Annotated in this window: 7 protein-coding genes and 1 pseudogene; 7 read left to right on the plus strand and 1 reads right to left on the minus strand. The window is 60.8% G+C overall.

Going from position 1 to position 17,030, the window contains the following annotated elements:
• Positions 1 to 4: 4 nt before the first annotated feature.
• Positions 5 to 1,033, minus strand: a pseudogene (locus WFP78_RS23380) (recombinase family protein); the annotation flags it as partial.
• An 834-nt stretch (positions 1,034 to 1,867) separates the two neighbouring features.
• Between WFP78_RS23380 and WFP78_RS07435 the strand changes: the two are divergent.
• The 7 genes from WFP78_RS07435 (at position 1,868) to WFP78_RS07465 (ending at position 16,932) form a co-directional block, all read left to right on the plus strand.
• Positions 1,868 to 4,015: a type I secretion system permease/ATPase gene (locus WFP78_RS07435; RefSeq protein ID WP_275489393.1), complete on the plus strand. Its 2,148-nt coding sequence runs from the start codon at positions 1,868 to 1,870 to the stop codon at positions 4,013 to 4,015.
• Complete coding sequence (locus WFP78_RS07440; RefSeq protein WP_275489392.1) at positions 4,015 to 5,409, plus strand: HlyD family type I secretion periplasmic adaptor subunit; 1,395 nt, start codon at positions 4,015 to 4,017, stop codon at positions 5,407 to 5,409. Before WFP78_RS07435 ends, WFP78_RS07440 begins: the two co-directional genes overlap by 1 nt.
• Complete coding sequence (locus WFP78_RS07445) at positions 5,406 to 6,044, plus strand: hypothetical protein (protein ID WP_275489391.1); 639 nt, start codon at positions 5,406 to 5,408, stop codon at positions 6,042 to 6,044. Before WFP78_RS07440 ends, WFP78_RS07445 begins: the two co-directional genes overlap by 4 nt.
• On the plus strand, positions 6,041 to 6,691 hold the full coding sequence (locus WFP78_RS07450; RefSeq protein ID WP_275489390.1) for a hypothetical protein: 651 nt from the start codon (positions 6,041 to 6,043) through the stop codon (positions 6,689 to 6,691). Before WFP78_RS07445 ends, WFP78_RS07450 begins: the two co-directional genes overlap by 4 nt.
• Entirely contained in the window at positions 6,688 to 13,836 is a 7,149-nt protein-coding gene (locus WFP78_RS07455) for a S8 family serine peptidase (RefSeq protein WP_336960283.1), read from the plus strand. The genes WFP78_RS07450 and WFP78_RS07455 overlap by 4 nt, the downstream gene beginning before the upstream one ends.
• A 76-nt stretch (positions 13,837 to 13,912) precedes the next feature.
• A complete protein-coding gene (locus WFP78_RS07460; protein ID WP_275489388.1) occupies positions 13,913 to 14,767 on the plus strand; it encodes a hypothetical protein in 855 nt (284 codons plus the stop codon).
• A gap of 77 nt (positions 14,768 to 14,844) precedes the next feature.
• The gene (locus WFP78_RS07465) at positions 14,845 to 16,932 is read left to right on the plus strand and encodes a hypothetical protein (protein WP_275489387.1); all 2,088 of its coding nucleotides are present in this window, start codon (positions 14,845 to 14,847) and stop codon (positions 16,930 to 16,932) included.
• The last annotated feature ends 98 nt before the right edge of the window (positions 16,933 to 17,030 follow it).

Below are 17,030 nucleotides of genomic sequence, written 5' to 3' on the forward strand. Positions count from 1 at the left end.
CCTCAAGAACCTCTTCACGCACGAATTTCTCGGGACATTTTCCCCGGAAGCCGGTGCAGTGGTAATATATATATTTGCCCTTCTTGATCTCGGCCGTCACAGCGCAGCCGCAGTGGCCACAGCTAATTAGGCCGGTAAAAGCAAATTCACGGACACCACCGCCGGTTTTAGCGTTGCGGGTTTTCTTGTTCCGTCCATCCAGAATGTCCTGCACACAGTACCACAGATCTTTCGAGATGACCGGTTCATGGCTTCCTTGGTAGACCTTGCCTAGCCATTCGAACTCTCCGGCATAGAGGCGGCTCCGAAGAATCTTATGCACGGTGCTGATTGGCACTGGGCGCTGGCTCTTGCGGTAGGCAAGACCTTCCTGCCGAGCGAGAGCGCCGATCTCCTTCAATGAGTAGCTTCCAGTTGCATACCACTCAAACAATCGCCTGATGATCGGACCCTGATCGGGGTCGATGACGATCCGCTTTTTGCCATCTTGACCCATTAGATTCTGATATCCGAATGGCGCAGCACTCGGCCAAAGACCCTGCTCTGCCTTCTCCAACATGCCCTTGCGGACTTCCTCGGACAGATTGTCGATGTAGTTCTTAGCCATCAGCACCTTGATGCCGTGCATGAACTTTTCAGAAGACCGGGATTCCCGGGAGAGCGCGATACCCTCTTTCACAAGATGGATTTCGACATCAAGCTCGTCGATTGTCACCCAATCCTTGAGATTGCGGTAGAGGCGATCGGTCTTTTCGACCATAATCGTCTGGATGGTTTTATGCTTGCGAAGGTAGCGGATCATCTCGTCGAAATTGGTCCGTCCGCTTTGCTTAGCCGTCTCCACGTCCACATATTCGGCCGCTACGGTAAATCCGCTGGCCTCGGCGTGCTCGCGAAGCAATTTCAACTGGGCAGGTATCGAGAAACCCTCGCGCTCCTGTTCGCGTGAAGACACGCGCGCATAGACCACGGCCTTGGGAGTTTGAACCTCCTGCGCTTTCTGCTTCGTTTTCGTTCGAACTGCTCGCGCCATATCGATACTCCGTTGTGCCGGCTAATGCCGTTCTCCGCTCCCGCCTGCCACTTCCTTCAAGGAAAGAATCGATTGCGCAGCCGCAGGCGAGGATTGGCGAACCTTGTCGAGGAAGCGCGAGTCAGCAGTCACGAACTGCCATCTATGGCGCATTGCCGTCGCGAGTTTCGCACAGTCATACGCTGGATGATTAAGGTCAATAGCAAGTTTGCGGCTGGCTCCATTAGAGACCGCATGGGCAACGCTCCAAGACGGCGCAGTGGATGGCTCGCATCGCAATGCCCCCTCCTCCGCCGATATCTCGAAAATGACGTGATGGCGTGGACGGCATGATGCCATAAGAGGCACGAAGCTGACGCGTTGCACTATCGAGGGCGGCTCGTAATCCGCCGAGCGATCGCTCGTGCCGCCTTCAATCCGGCGTGATCGAGGGCCACTGACGGTGTCGATATTCTTCAATGGGCTTGCCAAAAAAGCGCGCCGAAGTGTCCACTCTATAGGAGGTGAACCATTGCCTCGGTCGGGGTAAATTTTTGTCACAAACAAGTAACAATAAGACGCATCTTGAATAGTTAATCTAAAATATCCAAAATGGTGACAAGTCATATAAGTGATTTTTAAAATCAAATACTATTGCGTTTATGTGAAAATGAATCCTGTTGTCGATATTATCAAGTTAATATAGAAATCTCTACAGATCAATAAATCGCGCGCATCCGATTCGTTTCGCCGAAGGTGGATGCGATAATTGCTTCTATATCTAAAACTGGGCAACGATTATTCACGCGAGTTTTCCGCGTGGGATCGCTTTGTGCTGTCCAAGCGGGGTGTGTGATGGAAGTTGCCAGAGGCGATCCGTCCAGCGATAGCGAACCTGCCGGCGATTCCGGTCTGGCGACGCTGGCCCTCATTTTGGGCGTCCACCAGATCGCAGCGGATCCGGCGCAACTGCACCATGCGTTAGGCAAAGGCGCCCCTGCCGACAATCAAGACCTCGTGCGACTCGCACGCAAGCTCGGCGCCAAGGCGCGGATCGCCCGGATCGAGTTGGCCCGGCTCGCCGATGCGCCGCTCCCTGCGATCATGCGCGCCACCGATGGCCGCTATGCCGTCATCGGCGCAACGCGGGACGACCGCTTCCTGATCCAATGGCCGGGACAGGCACCGGTCGCCTGCGCGCAAGATGAGCTTGCGCCGCTGTGGAGCGGCGAGGTCGTGCTGATCACCACGCGCGTCGATGCCGGCGGCGAAGGCACGTTCGACCTGTCCTGGTTCGTGCCGGCGCTGATGCGCTATCGCGGGCTGCTCGGCGAGGTGCTCGCCGCCACCTTCGTGCTGCAACTGTTCGCGCTGGCGACGCCGCTGATCTTCCAGGTGGTGATCGACAAAGTGCTGGTCCATCAGGGCCTCACCACGCTTGATGTGCTGGGCATCGCGCTTGGTGGCCTGATCCTCTTCGAGACGTTCCTTGGCGGTCTGCGCGCCTGGCTGTTCACGCACACGACGAGCCGGGTCGATGTCGAGCTGGGCGCGCGGCTCTATCGCCATACGCTCGGGCTGCCGCTTGCCTATTTCGAACAGCGCCGGGTTGGCGACACGGTCGCACGCGTGCGCGAACTGGATACGATCCGGGAGTTCCTGACCTCGTCGGCGATGACGCTGGGCATCGATCTCCTATTTACCTTCGTTTTCCTTGCGGTGATGTGGTTCTATTCGCCCTGGCTGTTCCTGATCGTGCTGGTGACGATCGTTTTCTACATCGCCGTCTGCGTGGCGATCACCCCGACGCTGCGGCAGCGGATCGAGGAGCGGTTCCGGCGTGGCGCGGAAAGCCAGTCGTTCCTGGTCGAGAGCGTCACCGGCGTCCAGACCTTGAAGGCGGCGGCGGTCGAACCGCAGATGCAAAGCCGCTGGGAAAAGCTGCTTGCCGCCTATGTCGGGGCCGGGTTCAAGGCGGCGCGGATCAACATCATCGGCAATCACGCCATCCAGCTCGTCAACAAGCTGTCAATGGCGCTGATCCTCTACGTAGGCGCCCGTCTTGCGATTGCGGGCGAGTTGACAGTCGGGAGCCTCGTCGCCTTCAATATGCTCGCGGGCCGTGTTGCCGAGCCCGTGCTTCGACTGGCGGGTCTGTGGCAGCAGTTCCAGGAAGCGCGCGTCGGCGTGGCCCGGCTGGGCGACATCCTCAACACGCCCGCCGAGGCGGCCTTCTCGCCCTCCCGTTCGGCACTCCCCCAGATCAGGGGCGAAATCGCGTTCGACGACGTGACCTTCCGCTATCGCCCTGGTGGGCGCGAGGTGCTGCGCCGGGTGAGCCTCTCGATCACGCCCGGCGAGGTGATCGGCATCGTCGGCCCCTCCGGCTCGGGCAAGTCGACCCTGACCAAGCTGGTGCAGCGGCTCTATGTGCCCGAGAGCGGACGCGTGCTCGTCGATGGGGTCGATCTGTCGCTGGTCGATCCCTCCTGGTTGAGGCGGCAGATCGGTGTCGTGCTTCAGGAGAATCTGCTGTTCAACCGGTCGGTGCGCGAGAATATCGCGCTCGCCAATCCTGCCCTCCCGATGGAAGCGGTGATGGCGGCGGCGACGCTGGCGGGCGCGCACGAGTTCATCCTGGAGCTGCCCGAAGGCTATGATACGCAGATCGACGAGCGTGGCGCCAATCTCTCGGGTGGCCAGCGCCAACGCATCGCCATCGCTCGCGCGCTCGTCACCAATCCGCGCATCCTGATCCTCGACGAGGCAACCTCGGCGCTCGACGCCGAGAGCGAGGCGATCATCCACCACAATATGCGCTCAATCGCGCGGGGCCGGACGGTGATGATCATTGCACACCGCTTGTCCGCGATCCGCATGGCGAGCCGGATTGTCACGATCGAGGCAGGCGCGGTCACCGAGCAAGGGACACATGACAGCCTGATCGCCGCAGGCGGGCGCTACGCCGCGCTCTGGCGCGCGCAGATGCAGGGAGCGGCGTGATGGCGATGGCCGCACAGCTTGGCATGATCGCGCGCGCTTGGCAGGCTGAGACCGAGCGTCGGCAAGCCCATTGCCGCCGGCCGATCGAAACCGACTTCTTGCCCGCTGCCCTTGAGGCGACCGAGACCCCGCCGTCGCCGTTTGGCCGAACGATCCTTTGGACGATCGTTGCCGCCGCCTTGCTGGCGCTGCTTTGGGCTTGCCTGTCGATGCTCGACGTGGTGGCGGTCGCTGAAGGCCGCATCGTCCCCCGCGCTCGCTTGCAATCGGTCGAAGCAGCCGAATCCGGCGTGATCCGCGCCATCCATGTTCGCGAAGGCCAGCGGGTCAAGGCCGGACAGTTGCTAATCGATCTCGATCCGACCTATGCCGACGCGGACGCGGGCAGCGCCCGCAGCGAACTTGCCGCCGCCACGCTTACCCGTGCGAGATCGGGCGCGCTGCTTGCCTATGCTGCCGGCTTGCCGCCAGTGTTCAATCCCAAATCAGGTGTCGATCCCCTTGCGGCAGCAGCCGAGCGCCAGGCGGTCGAGGCCCGCATCCGCGAATATGAGGCGCGCCGCGCGTCCCTCATCGAGAAGCGCGCCGGCGCCATTGCCAATGCCGAGATGGCAGCGCAGCAGGCGGCCAAGCTTCACGAGACGCTGCCGCTCGCCGAGAGCAGGCTGACGGCACTGCGCACGCTCGAAGCAAAGGGGTACGCCCCCAAACTTAGGGTACTGGAAGTCGAAGAGAAAGTGATCGGCATGCGGCGCGATTACCGGGTCGAGCTTGCGCGGCAGAGCGAGGCGCGTGCCCAGATCGCAGCACTCGACCGCGATCTGGCGCAGGCCGCCGAAGAGTTCCGGGCGCAAGCAGCAAAGGAAAAGGCCGAAGCGGAATCTGTGTTCGCCACCCGTTCCGAAACGGTGCGCAAGGCCGATCAGCGCCAGGCATTGCAGCGCATGGTCGCGCCGGTCTCAGGCGTGATCAACGAAATCTCTGTGACGACCATTGGCGAGGTCGCCGAAGCCGGCAAGCCGCTGGTGACGATCGTGCCGGGTGGCGACGAACTGATCGTCGAAGCTTTGGTGCTCAACAAGGACGCCGGATTCGTCAAGCGGGGCGATCCGGTGGTGGTCAAGCTCGAAGCCTATCCGTTCACCCGTTACGGCACGATCAAAGGCCAGCTGGAGAATATCTCCGCCGATGCGATCGTCGACGAGCGGCGCGGATTGGTGTTCCCGGCACGTGTGAAGCTCGCGCGAACCGCACTCCAGATCGACGGGCGACCCGCGCCGCTCTCGCCTGGCATGGCGGCTACAGCAGAGATCGTCACCGATCGCCGGCGTGTGATTGATTTCCTTTGGTCGCCGGTCGCAAGGGCCGTGGCCGAAGCGGGGAGGGAAAGGTGAAGCCTAGCCTTCTCGCCCTTCTCGCCCTTCTCGCCCTTCTCGTGGCCGCTCTTGGATCCGCATGTGGCTCGCAATCCCAATCTGGCGGCGGTGCCATCCTAGAGAAGCGGGTTGGCGGCTTTACATTCAGTCCGGAACGCAAGTGGGTCGATACCATCGATGGCCAGAGTGCTGCGGAACTGGTTCTTGTCTTTAAACTTGGGGACAAGGAGCCGCAGCCCGCCGAATGTTCCGAAGATCCTAACTGGGAGTGCATTCAGGTTCGCGTCGTGTCACGTGCACAACGAAGCGAGTTTGACCAACTCCGCCAGTCTGGCCGTCCAGCGATGGTCGCGAGCAATCGATCGGACCCGCCGATGCCAAGCGATCTCGCGTTCCTGGGAAGCACGAACGGTGTCGCAACCTACCAATCTCATCCAGATGTCGACGGATCCGTGTTCCGATGTTGGGCGGGCGAAATCGGCCAAGGCAAGGCGGGCTGCCAAGGAGAAAGCTTAAATGCCGATTTCCGGCTGATCTATGTCTTTCGTCGAGACGAATTGGTGCATTGGCGCGCGATCGTGGAACAAGCTCACGATCTCGTCGAACGTCTTCCACGTGTGGCGGTCCGTCGGCAAAGCCGAGGTGAGCAATGATCAGCAGGCTCACGAAATGCGGCTGGGCAATCCTGTCAGCCAGCCTCGTGCTTCTTTCCTCCTGCGGGGAAGGACAAAAGCACTTCAACCACGAACGGGCCGAATTGCGTATTGGGGATAAGACTTTCTGGCCGCGATCCAAGTTTCTCCGTGATCCTCCGGTCGTGAATAATGCCTTCAATGTGGTATTCGATCTGGGGGCAAATGAACCCGTTCCATCGGACTGCATAAAGAACCAACAGGACGATTGCGTCTGGGCAGTGGTCGATAAAGGCACCGGCATGGGACGGCGCGCGCTCTTCATGTCGACGTCCCTGAAGAGCGGCAATTACAGGGTTACCCCACTGGATAACGGACTCGTGCGCTACGAGTCCCGACATAGACGAAACGACAAGGTTGTCGGCACTCGAATGTACCTTCCCTACAATACAGATGACAATCTGCTTTTCTCATGTTGGGAAACGGGATTGAGCTACAGTGATGGCACGACATGTGAAGGTTGGTTACTCGAAAATGGTTTGGACATTCATTTTATTTTTCCAACACGATACTTATTTAGATGGCGAGACATTCTCAGAGACATGAGAATAATCATTGAAGATGCTCGCCGTCCATCATCAACCACTGATTTTGGAGATAGGCAATGAGCATCACTTTGACACCCGCGGAACGCGCAACAATTCTAAGCTATGTTCCAAATTATAATGACCCGACCCATCCGGCAAATGACTATGCCGGTGCCTATGAGGCAATTGCGGCGATGCTGGAATCGCGTGTTACCGAAGGCTCGGTCGATCCGTCGGTGCGCCTATGGTTCCTCGGCGCCGAACAGGCCAATGAGGGTAATGGCATCACCTCTGCCATCATCCGGACCTACACGCGCGTTCAGGGGCTTCTGAACTATCTCGATCCCACTCTGCAGGGGAATTGGATCACGCAGCAGGAGATGGACCTCGCCTCCGACAGCGTCGGCGCGGCAGTGATCTCAAGCATCCTCGATCGCAATCAGTTCTATACGGAACTCGACCCGATTGCTGATCACGATGCGCATGCGATTGCGCAAGTCCTCAATCTTGACCCTAATGATGCCCAATGGTCTGGCGACGTCCTGTTTCCGCTCATGGGCTTGGACGAACTGGAACGGTTTGGCCCGCGATTCCTCGATATGTCGGCGAAGGATAAGTTGAAGGCCGTCGTCTCGCTCACGGCAACTTTTGCCTATCTGGCTGAAGACGTGATGTTCTCCAACGTTTTCGACCTACTCAATGATGAGGTCCTCAATCCCGTTAAATACGCGACGGTGCAAGATCTAAAGGATGACGTCACGATCTTTCGCGAACTGTTCACCACCTGGGCCGGCGAGATCATGGAGCGGGTTGCGCCCCAGTGGGCGCCGATCAATCCCCTTGCCCGCGAGGGTCGTTGGACACCGGCAACCTCGCCTTGGTATGCGACCGAGGTCGGCACCGCCTCGACCACGCTGGCAGGGGTTCAGGCACACTCCAACGGCAATATCGGCATCCAGACTCGGACCAACACGGGCCAGATCATCGAACGCGAGTATCATCAGGACGTCGATGGAACGCGGCAGCTTGTCAATGTCTCAAGCCCCTACGGCCAGAATTTCGGCAGCCTCAACGGCACTGCAGCGAATATCAACGCGGCGACACAGTTCCTCAACCAAGCCTACAATATCATCCGAAACCCAGGCTCCACAATCAGCGTGACAGTGCTTGGGTTCGAAAACGAAAACATTAATCCCCTCCAGCAAAGTATATTCGGCAACGGATATGGCCTGAAATTCGATCCGGCACAAACAACGGCATTCAACAGTGCAGGGATCGTAGAGGACGTAAATGCTGGAACCCTCGGGCTTGTTCGTGTGGAGAAAGGACCCACCAGCCCTGCCGATTTAGCCGCCGGTCGCGTCAGAATTATGGTCTACTCTCAGGCTACAAACGAGTTGATCAGCAACACCGTTGAGCCGATAGCACCTGCGCAGGTTCCGCTGGGACAAGGTGGGCTTTTTCTAGATTCCGCTTATACTACTGCCACTTCCACTATTCCGAATCCCCTTGGCGCTGCCACGGGCTCCGTTGTGGATGACCGTATCAACATCATCAATACCCCTCAAAGTGGCGCACCCGGCAGCGAGCCAATTGTGAACGAGGGCGCAACACCTTGGCTCAATGGTCTTCTCTATGGGTCTGGAACCTACCGGGTCACAATGAACCCGGGCGTTCTCAATGGCGATGGATTAGTGAACGTCGGTCCGTCGCTGATTGCCGGTGACGCCTGGAGGCCGGGTGGACAGCAACTCGCGCCGGACACGAATCTCTACATCGGCAATGAGAATATCCTCACCCGCGGACTGCTGCCTTCATCGACAAACTCTGCCGTCAATCTTCTTTCGGGCTTCAACCATAACTACCTCAATATTGACCCATTCGTGGTCGATCTCGACGGCGACGGCGTTGAGCTGCGGCCGTTTGATGCGATCAACGTGCTCTTCAATGTGGACAGCGACGCTTACAAGGAGCGCACTGGCTGGCTGAAGGGTGATGACGGTTTCCTGGTACGCGACATTAACGGCAACGGGCGGATCGACAGCATCACCGAGATCATGTCCGACTACTATAATGGCCGGACGCCAAACGGTGCCGCGGCGGTGGATGTGCTGCGCACGCTCGACAGCAATGCGGACGGCAAGTTCACCTCGGCCGACACGCAGTTCGCGTCGTTTCGCATCTGGCAGGATGCGAACGAGAACGGGGAAACGGACGCTGGCGAACTGAAAACCTTCGCCAGCCTGGGCATCAGCGGTTTTGATCTCACCAAGACTTCAACGATCGGCCTGATCCAGGGCGGCGCGGACGTGCTAGCTCGCCATGACGTTATCCTGTCAAACGGGACGCGCCGCGAGGCGCTCTCGGTCGAGTTCGTCACCGATCCCTTCGGTACGATCATCGAAGCGCTGGGCAGCGATTTCAAGGCGAGCTTCCAGTCTTTCGAAGGTTCGGCTGATGTCAAGGCGTTGATTGCCGGATCATCCGCACTGAACGTCAGTTTGCTGGCATCGAACCCCGAGGGCTTCCGACATGTTTATGGCGGGGACGGCGCGGACACGATCACCGGCGATGCCAATGACAACTGGATCATTGGCGGAAAGGGTGCCGATAGGTTACGCGGTGCCGGCGGAAATGACTTCCTTCTATTCGATGCTGATGACCTGGTCGTCTTTGGCGGTCCTGGTTTCGACATTGCCCAGGCAGTGGGAACCAACGGCGTCGTGCTCAACCTGACCCAGTCGGCCATTGAAACAGCAATCGGCTCTTCGGCTTCCGACATCCTGATCGGCGGCGGCAACAGCAACGTTTTCATCGCCGGCGGCAAGGGCGCCGACTTTATCTACGGCGGCGGCGCTGACGACGTTCTCTCCGGTGAGGATGGTGACGACCTTATCGAAGGCATGGCTGGCGACGATCTCATCCGTGGCCATCGGGGCCAGGACTTGCTTCGTGGCGGTCAGGGCGATGATATGATTTATGGCGGCGATGATCAGGACGTGCTGATCGGCTCGGATGGTAACGACCTTCTCTCCGGGGGCGCGGGCGACGATGCGCTATCGGGCGGCGATGGCATCGACACCGCCGACTTCTCCGGCGACATGCAAGATTATAGCTTCGTGAAATCGGGCACGGAGTGGATCATCACCGATCGGCGGGTGGGAAGTCCCGATGGCACCGATCGGCTCGACAGCATCGAGCGGCTCAACTTCCGCAACCTCAAAGATGTGGATTTGGCCATGCCCAACCCGCTGCCCGCCAACGACCTCATCAACGTCGCAGCAGCCGGCCCTTACACGATCGCAGCCTCCGCACTGCTCGCCAACGACGTCGACCTCCAGGGAGGCGTACTCAGCATCACCTCGGTGCTTAATCCGGTTGGTGGCACCGTCGCGCTCAGCGGCACCAACATCATCTTCACGCCGACTGCTGGATCCGGCATCATGTCGTTCCAATACAAGATCAAGGACGCGCAGAACAATGCTGGCGCGCTGATCGGCGTGATCGGCAATCCCGGGGCGGGCACGGCGGAAGCCAAGGGCACCGTGTTCCTGCGCACGCCCACGATGCCGCTGGACCCACTACTGCGCGACCAATGGTATGTCAGCGAGATAGACCTCCTGAAGGTCTGGAAAGAATATAGCGGCACAGGCATCGATATCGCGGTGAGCGAGCCGGGCAATTTCGATGTCGCCCATATCGACCTTGACGGCAATTTCGGCGCGGCATGGCGCGAGGATGGGTCTGGCGGTGCTCGCGAAGCCTCAACCCATGCAACACTCGTCGCTGGCGTGATCGGCGCCGAGAAGAATGGCGTGGGCGGTGTCGGCGTCGCCCACGGCGCGACCCTGCACTCGGTCTCGCTTCCCCAATCCGGAACGGGCGACTTCAGGAACATCCTGCTGTGGCGCAACTATGATGTGGTCAACAACAGCTGGGGGTTCTCCAATCGCTTCGGCTCCAACTTCCTGGTCGACACCGCCTTTGGTCAGGCTTTCCGTGATACCGCCGCTCTGGGTCGCGGAGGTCTCGGCACGGTCAACGTCTTCGCTGCCGGCAACAGCCGCGCGGACGGCGGCAACGCCAATGACGGCAATGTCACCAACTCGCGCTACTCGATCGCTGTCGGCGCTATCAATCACCAGGGCGACCTCGGCGCCCTGGTGATCGGTTCCGCACCGTTCAGCAGCCCAGGCGCCGCGATTCTGGTCTCGGCACCCGGCTCCAACATCAGCTCGACCGGGCGGCTCGTGGAGAATCCGAACGGCTCCGCATTCGGAAGCGATTTCGAAACCGCACAGGGCACCTCGTTCGCCACGCCGATCGTCTCGGGTGTGGTGGCGCTGATGCTCGAAGCCAATCCCACGCTCGGCTACCGCGATGTCCAGGACATCCTGGCCTTGTCGGCGAAGCGCGTCGATGTCGCCAACACCGGCTGGGCCTACAACGGTGCCAAGAACTGGAACGGCGGCGCCATGCACATCAGTCACGATTATGGCTTCGGCGAGGTCGATGCGCGGGCGGCAGTGCGGCTTGCCGAAAGCTGGGCGACGACGCATGTTGTGACCGACAGCAATCCCTCGACCTTCGACCTTCAGACGCGCACCGCTTCGAGCGGTACGCTCAATGCAGCGCTCGTCGACAACGGCGTGCTCACCCGCACCCTGACCATTCCGGCCTCCGGCACCTTTGCCGTCGAACATGCCGAGGTCCGGCTGACCCTCGATCACCAGCAGATCGGCGATCTCGTCGTCACACTGATCTCCCCGACCGGCACGCGCTCGGTACTGATCGACCGTCCAGGCAAGACGCCCGGCAGCACCGACGCGGCCGATCGTGGCGACGGTGCGACCAACCTCGACTATACGCTCATGACCACGCTATCGCGCGGGGAAGCGGCGGCAGGAAACTGGACGCTTGAAGTCAGGGACGCGGTCACGGGCCAAACCGGCACGCTCAAGAGCTGGACAGTGACCCTAACTGGCAAGGCCAACGAAGCAGACGAGGTCTTTGTTTATACAGACGAGTTCGCCACGCTTGGCACGGGCACACGGGCGACACTGACGGCTTCCGGGGGCTATGATGCGATCAACGCATCAGCCGTTTCCACCAACTCGGTAATCAACCTCAACCCCGGTACGACCAGCACCATCGCCGGCAAAGCGCTGCTGCTTGCCGCCACCTCGACCAGTGTTGTCGATGCATTCGGCGGTGACGGCAACGACACGATTACCGGCTCGGCAGCCGACAATCTGATCTTTGGCGGCCGTGGCAATGACATACTGAGCGGCGGAAACGGAAATGACATCCTCGCCGGTGGCGCCGGAGCCGATCAGTTGAACGGTGGCGCTGGAACCGACACCGCCCACTACTACGCGACTGGGACGGCTGGCGTGAACGTCAACTTGGCCTTGGCAACTGCTCAGTCCGGCGGCGAAGCGCAGGGCGACGTGCTTACCGGGATCGAGAACGTCAACGGCACCCGGTTCAACGACGTGCTCACCGGGAACACGCTTGCCAACATCCTCGAAGGGTTCGACGGCGACGACACGCTTGCCGGAGGTCTCGGTGCGGACATACTGGTTGGCGACGATGGCACCGACACGGTAACCTACGCGGCATCGAATGCCTCGATCTCGATCGACCTCACAACTTTGGTCAACACCGGTGGTCATGCCGAAGGCGACCAACTTTACGGCATCGAGAGCATCATCGGTTCGGCCTATGACGACAATTTCCGTGGCACGACGACCGCTATGGCCTGGACCGGCGGCAACGGTTCGGACCTGCTGGTGGTCGGAGCGGGTGCGGAGCGCTTTGACGGCGGCGTCGATACCAGCTTTGGTGACATTGTCGATCTTGGCTGGTCCAATGCGAAGGTCACGCTCAATCTCGCAACGGGAGCCGCCAGTGGCGGATATGCCGCAGGCGATACTTATCTCAATATCGAACATGTGTTCGGTTCGAACTATGGCGATAACCTGACTGGCAGCTCTGCCAGGAACATCTTCATCCTGTTCGGTGGCGTGGATACGGTCGATGGCGCCGGCGGGATCGACGCCGTCAGCTACGAGTATTCCAGCGCCGGGGTGAAGGCCAGCCTGGCGTCCAGCGTCGGAAGCACTGGCGATGCGACCGGCGACGTCTTCGTCAATGTCGAGGATCTGACCGGCACACTCTATGCCGATACGCTGACCGGCAACAGCCTTGCTAACACCATCGATGGCTATGAGGGCAACGACATTATCGACGGCGGGGCTGGAAATGACACACTCATCGGCGGCGCAGGCAATGATGTGCTGACCGGAAATGCCGGTTCGGATACGATCTTTGGGGGAACCGGAACAGATACCGCAGTTTATCTGCAAGCCCGGTCGATGTTCACGCTCACGACCGGAACGGATGCGAATGGTGCATACACCGATGTTTTTCTTACCGGGTCAGCAATGACCGATCGTGTCTATCAAGTCGAGTATCTTCAGTTCACCGATCAAACCATCGCGGCACCCGCTGGCGCGATGACGATGGCGCTACGTTCGGCAACGATGCAATCCGAAGTGACAGGGACAGGTTCAAGCAGTTCACGACCATCCCGCTTTGCTGATCTCGAACCCGCTGCGGTGCGCAATAGGTCCGAAGAGGCGTCCGGAACCAAACCCGAGACTGCGAGCGAAAATTCAACGCCTGCGATCCACCCCGGCCAGTTCGGTTCCGCCGGGTTGAAGAATGTCACCGATGTCCCCGCCTTGACTGAGCCGCAGCGGCCAAGACCAATCAGCACCGGCGGCAGGATGGCTACCGATCCGATCGCTGCCGGCCAGGTGGAGACCGGCGCCGATGTGCCTGCAACGGAGGCCGACCGGGCGGCACAGCTTCTCGCCGATCAGGAGGTCGAAACCCTTTGGAGCGATGCGCTGCCAACACTGGGACATGATGGCGCATCGGGCTGGTGGCGTGCCAGCGACCATCGTCGCCCAGGTGTCGCGCATGCAGCCGGGATCACAATCGGCGCGACTGATGAAGAACAGGCATTGGATCGACGCATGGAAGCGCCGACAATAGCCGAGCGTCAGCGGTTCCACCAGGCGATGGCGGCGTTCCGGGGTGACGCCGGCGCCGCACCCGCTGTTTGGCGCCGTCAGGCTAGCGAAGGCTCAGAGACGAACGTCTCCGCGCCGACATGGCAAGCGCGCGCGCTGGATCGGCACCGCAATCTCGCCGCATAGGCTTCAAATGCGACACACGGTGGGGGGCGGTTCACACCGCTCCCCTCCGTTCATTGTTCCAATTGGATTGCATGCGATGACACAACTGACGCTGGCAATTGCACCAGCGATGATATTGGCAATGCTCGCGACTGGCGGACATGCTCAGTCGGTGGTCTCCAACAAACATGATGTCCGTGCCCCAGCGGCCAGGCAGCCGCTTGCGCTGAAAGTGGACGAAAAGCAGCCAAGTCCTCAATCCACGATGCGACCGCCAATCACGCTTCACCTCATCGAAGCGCCAACCTCGCTCTCCATCCCAAGCGAGCCAGGACACCGACGTAAGGAAGGCGCGATCCAGCTCAAGTCCGACAGGGATTGGAAACCTCTCCTGCGCTATGCGCGTGGGGACAGCCTTTTCGGAGGAATCGGCCTTCCTCCCGGCGTTCACGAACCCTGGCCGCGAGGCACTCCGTTGGACGATACCATTCTGCCCCAATGCACCGAGGCCAAAAGGTGGCCATGCCTGATGCCGGAGGACTATCCAGATCAAGCACGAGCGGCGGTCGCTATCGGCGGAGCGTTCTGGATGACCGCGTTCAAGCTCAAGCCAGGCCGTTCCGCAGCGATCGCCTTCACCGGCGAAGACGATCGCAACGACCTCACGGCCATCGGCGTGGAGTCCGTCTCCTGTGAAGGCGGGGCGGTCACCGTCGCCGCGCGCGTTCGCTATGCGGCAGGCCACCGTGATCCGGCGACCGGTGACGAAATGCTGCATCATCGAGCCGATGCCCAAGTCTATCATTCACTTCTCGCCTACACCGATGATGCCGCGTCGCCGGTCGAGGTGAGAATTCATCTTCTCCCGCCCGAGCATAGAGGACTCATCGAGTGGACCAGGGAAATCGGTCACGAATTGCGCGCAACGCAGGTGCAACTCCAGTGCCGCTAGGCGAAGGCTCGATGGCCACCAGCCGCCGGTCTGGTTCGGTCGTCCGGTGCGTCAGGACACGGCGAAGGCTCCGCGCGATGTTCCTGGCAGGCTTCATCTGTTGTGCTTGGGCACCGGCCTTTTCGCCCGCCTCGGCACAGCATTACATGGCCCCGCTCGACTATCCGGTTCCGGTGCACGGCTCGTTCTCCACCGGCGGCCAACTGATGCGAACGGCCGCTGTGCCGAAGATCGAAACCGAACCCCGATTGCTGGCGCGATTGGTGAGCGACATCTGCCTGGAACGGCTTGTTGCGCCAAAGGAACCGAAGCCTATTTCGATCGACCGTCTGGATTGGGGATTTGTCTGGCGACCTTACAACCCGGACGGCAGTCTGCCATGGCGCGACGGTATGGTCGAATATGGCGGTGCGAGCAGTCAGGGACCATGCACCTACAAAAGCTGCGCGGTAACGGGTCCAGAGGTGGAGGCGTTCCACCAACCCCTGTCCGCGCATTGCTGGGTGGTCGGAAAGGCCACAACCCTGGAAGATGCGGCGGGTGCGATCCGCGCGCGACCGGCACTGGCGAGCTTCATGCCCCAGGACGGTATGGGCGGCTATATGCTGAACTATCGAATATTCGAGGGGAACCGCCGCCGCGATGGCCTTCCCGTGACAATCGTGGTCGCAGCACCGCGCGATCCGAAGATCGTCGGTCCGGCGGTCGAGGTGCATGTCCTTGCCGGCCGCTTCGATTGGCCGAAACCCCGGAGCGTGCCGGAACTGACCGATGGCGTGGCGGCACTGGCCGGCGCGCGGAAGCTATGTAACTGGTGGGTCACGCAAGATCGTAATCCAGGCATCAACGTCCTCCGCGACCGTGCGGGCGATGTGAGTTTCGGAAGTGAATCACACCTGTCGGAACTGGAATTCTACGCTCCGGTGCCGACCATCTATCACTTTTCGACGCCTCGGCTGCGGGACGGGTCAAAGACTACCGCCTTCCTTCAGGGAGACCGGCGCTGCACAATTCAGCTATATGGCGGCGCCGAGCGGATGGAGGCGCTGGGTGCGGCCTTGGCCGGCGATCCGACCGTCCGGCAGCGCATTTCCGTGGCGCAAAGGGGCGACCGGGTGTGGGTGGAACAGCAGACCCCGCTGCGGCTGACGCTGACGCCGGCAGAATCGGTGCGAAAGGTGCCCGACTATCAGGGCGCGCTCAATTATTCCTATGGGCGGCCAGCGCACTATCGTCCCCCTGCCCAGTTGCCGCCGCCCGGCCCGACCACGCTTGTCGAAGGGCTTGGCATCATGGTCCAGTCCGTATGCGAGCCTTACCTGATGGGCAGCGACGACCCGGAGCGTGTCGCCAGCTTCAACTGGAACACACCGCCCATCGAGGGGGCGTCCGCCTACCTCATGAGAAACTGGGCCGATATGCGCAAGTTCGAGCGGTCGGTTTCTCAGGGCCGGCTCATTGCCGCAACGCAGGCGCGCCGCTTCGATTGCAGATTCGCCGCGACGAATGCCGGCGCATCGGATCGGGCGGTGCTGCTGTCCTTGCTGAGGGAACGAGGCTGGCTTCTGGAACGCGAGGAACGGCGGCGCGGCAGCGAAATCCGGAGATTGCGGCGCAATCAGCAAGGCGAAGCGCCCCAACATGCCACGATCTCCTGGCTCGAACGTCCAGGGACGAACGAACAACCGCTGGCGGCGATCTTTGCCCTGGAGGCCAAGCCGGGCGTGCTGCTGACGCCGGTGCCAGTTGCCGATGCGATTGGCGAGGCGGCGCGCTTCTGCGCATGGCGGCTCTCAGTCCCACCGGGAATGCGGGACGATGCCGACGCGCTCGCGGAACGCGGCATCGCGGACAGCCAGACGCGCAATGCCCCGGTCACAGGGTTCCGCGCCCTTCATGCTGAGGGCGGACTGTTCCAGCGCCGGCGCGACCTCAGCACCTATCATCGGCCGACGACGAACGGCTATGTCACCATCACCTATTCCGCTGAGCCGGATAAGGTATGTGCGATAAGCGTCGTGGGAGGGCCGGAGGGCGATGCGGCCCGGACGATCGCATCGAGTGCCCTCAGGCGGAACGGGCGAGTAGACGTCTTGGCACAATCCGGAAGCGATGCACCCTACCTACTATTGATCCGCAACAGGGCATCGTTCTTCACACAATAGGGCTTCCTGCGGCTATTTGCCGCCAGTTTGCGGCCACAGTGCGGATCGCGGCGGCGGGTTCCTCAAAGGATGGATCCGCCTCGGTCGACAAGGCTTGC

Source organism: Sphingobium aquiterrae (assembly GCF_037154135.1).
GTDB lineage: Bacteria > Pseudomonadota > Alphaproteobacteria > Sphingomonadales > Sphingomonadaceae > Sphingobium > Sphingobium aquiterrae.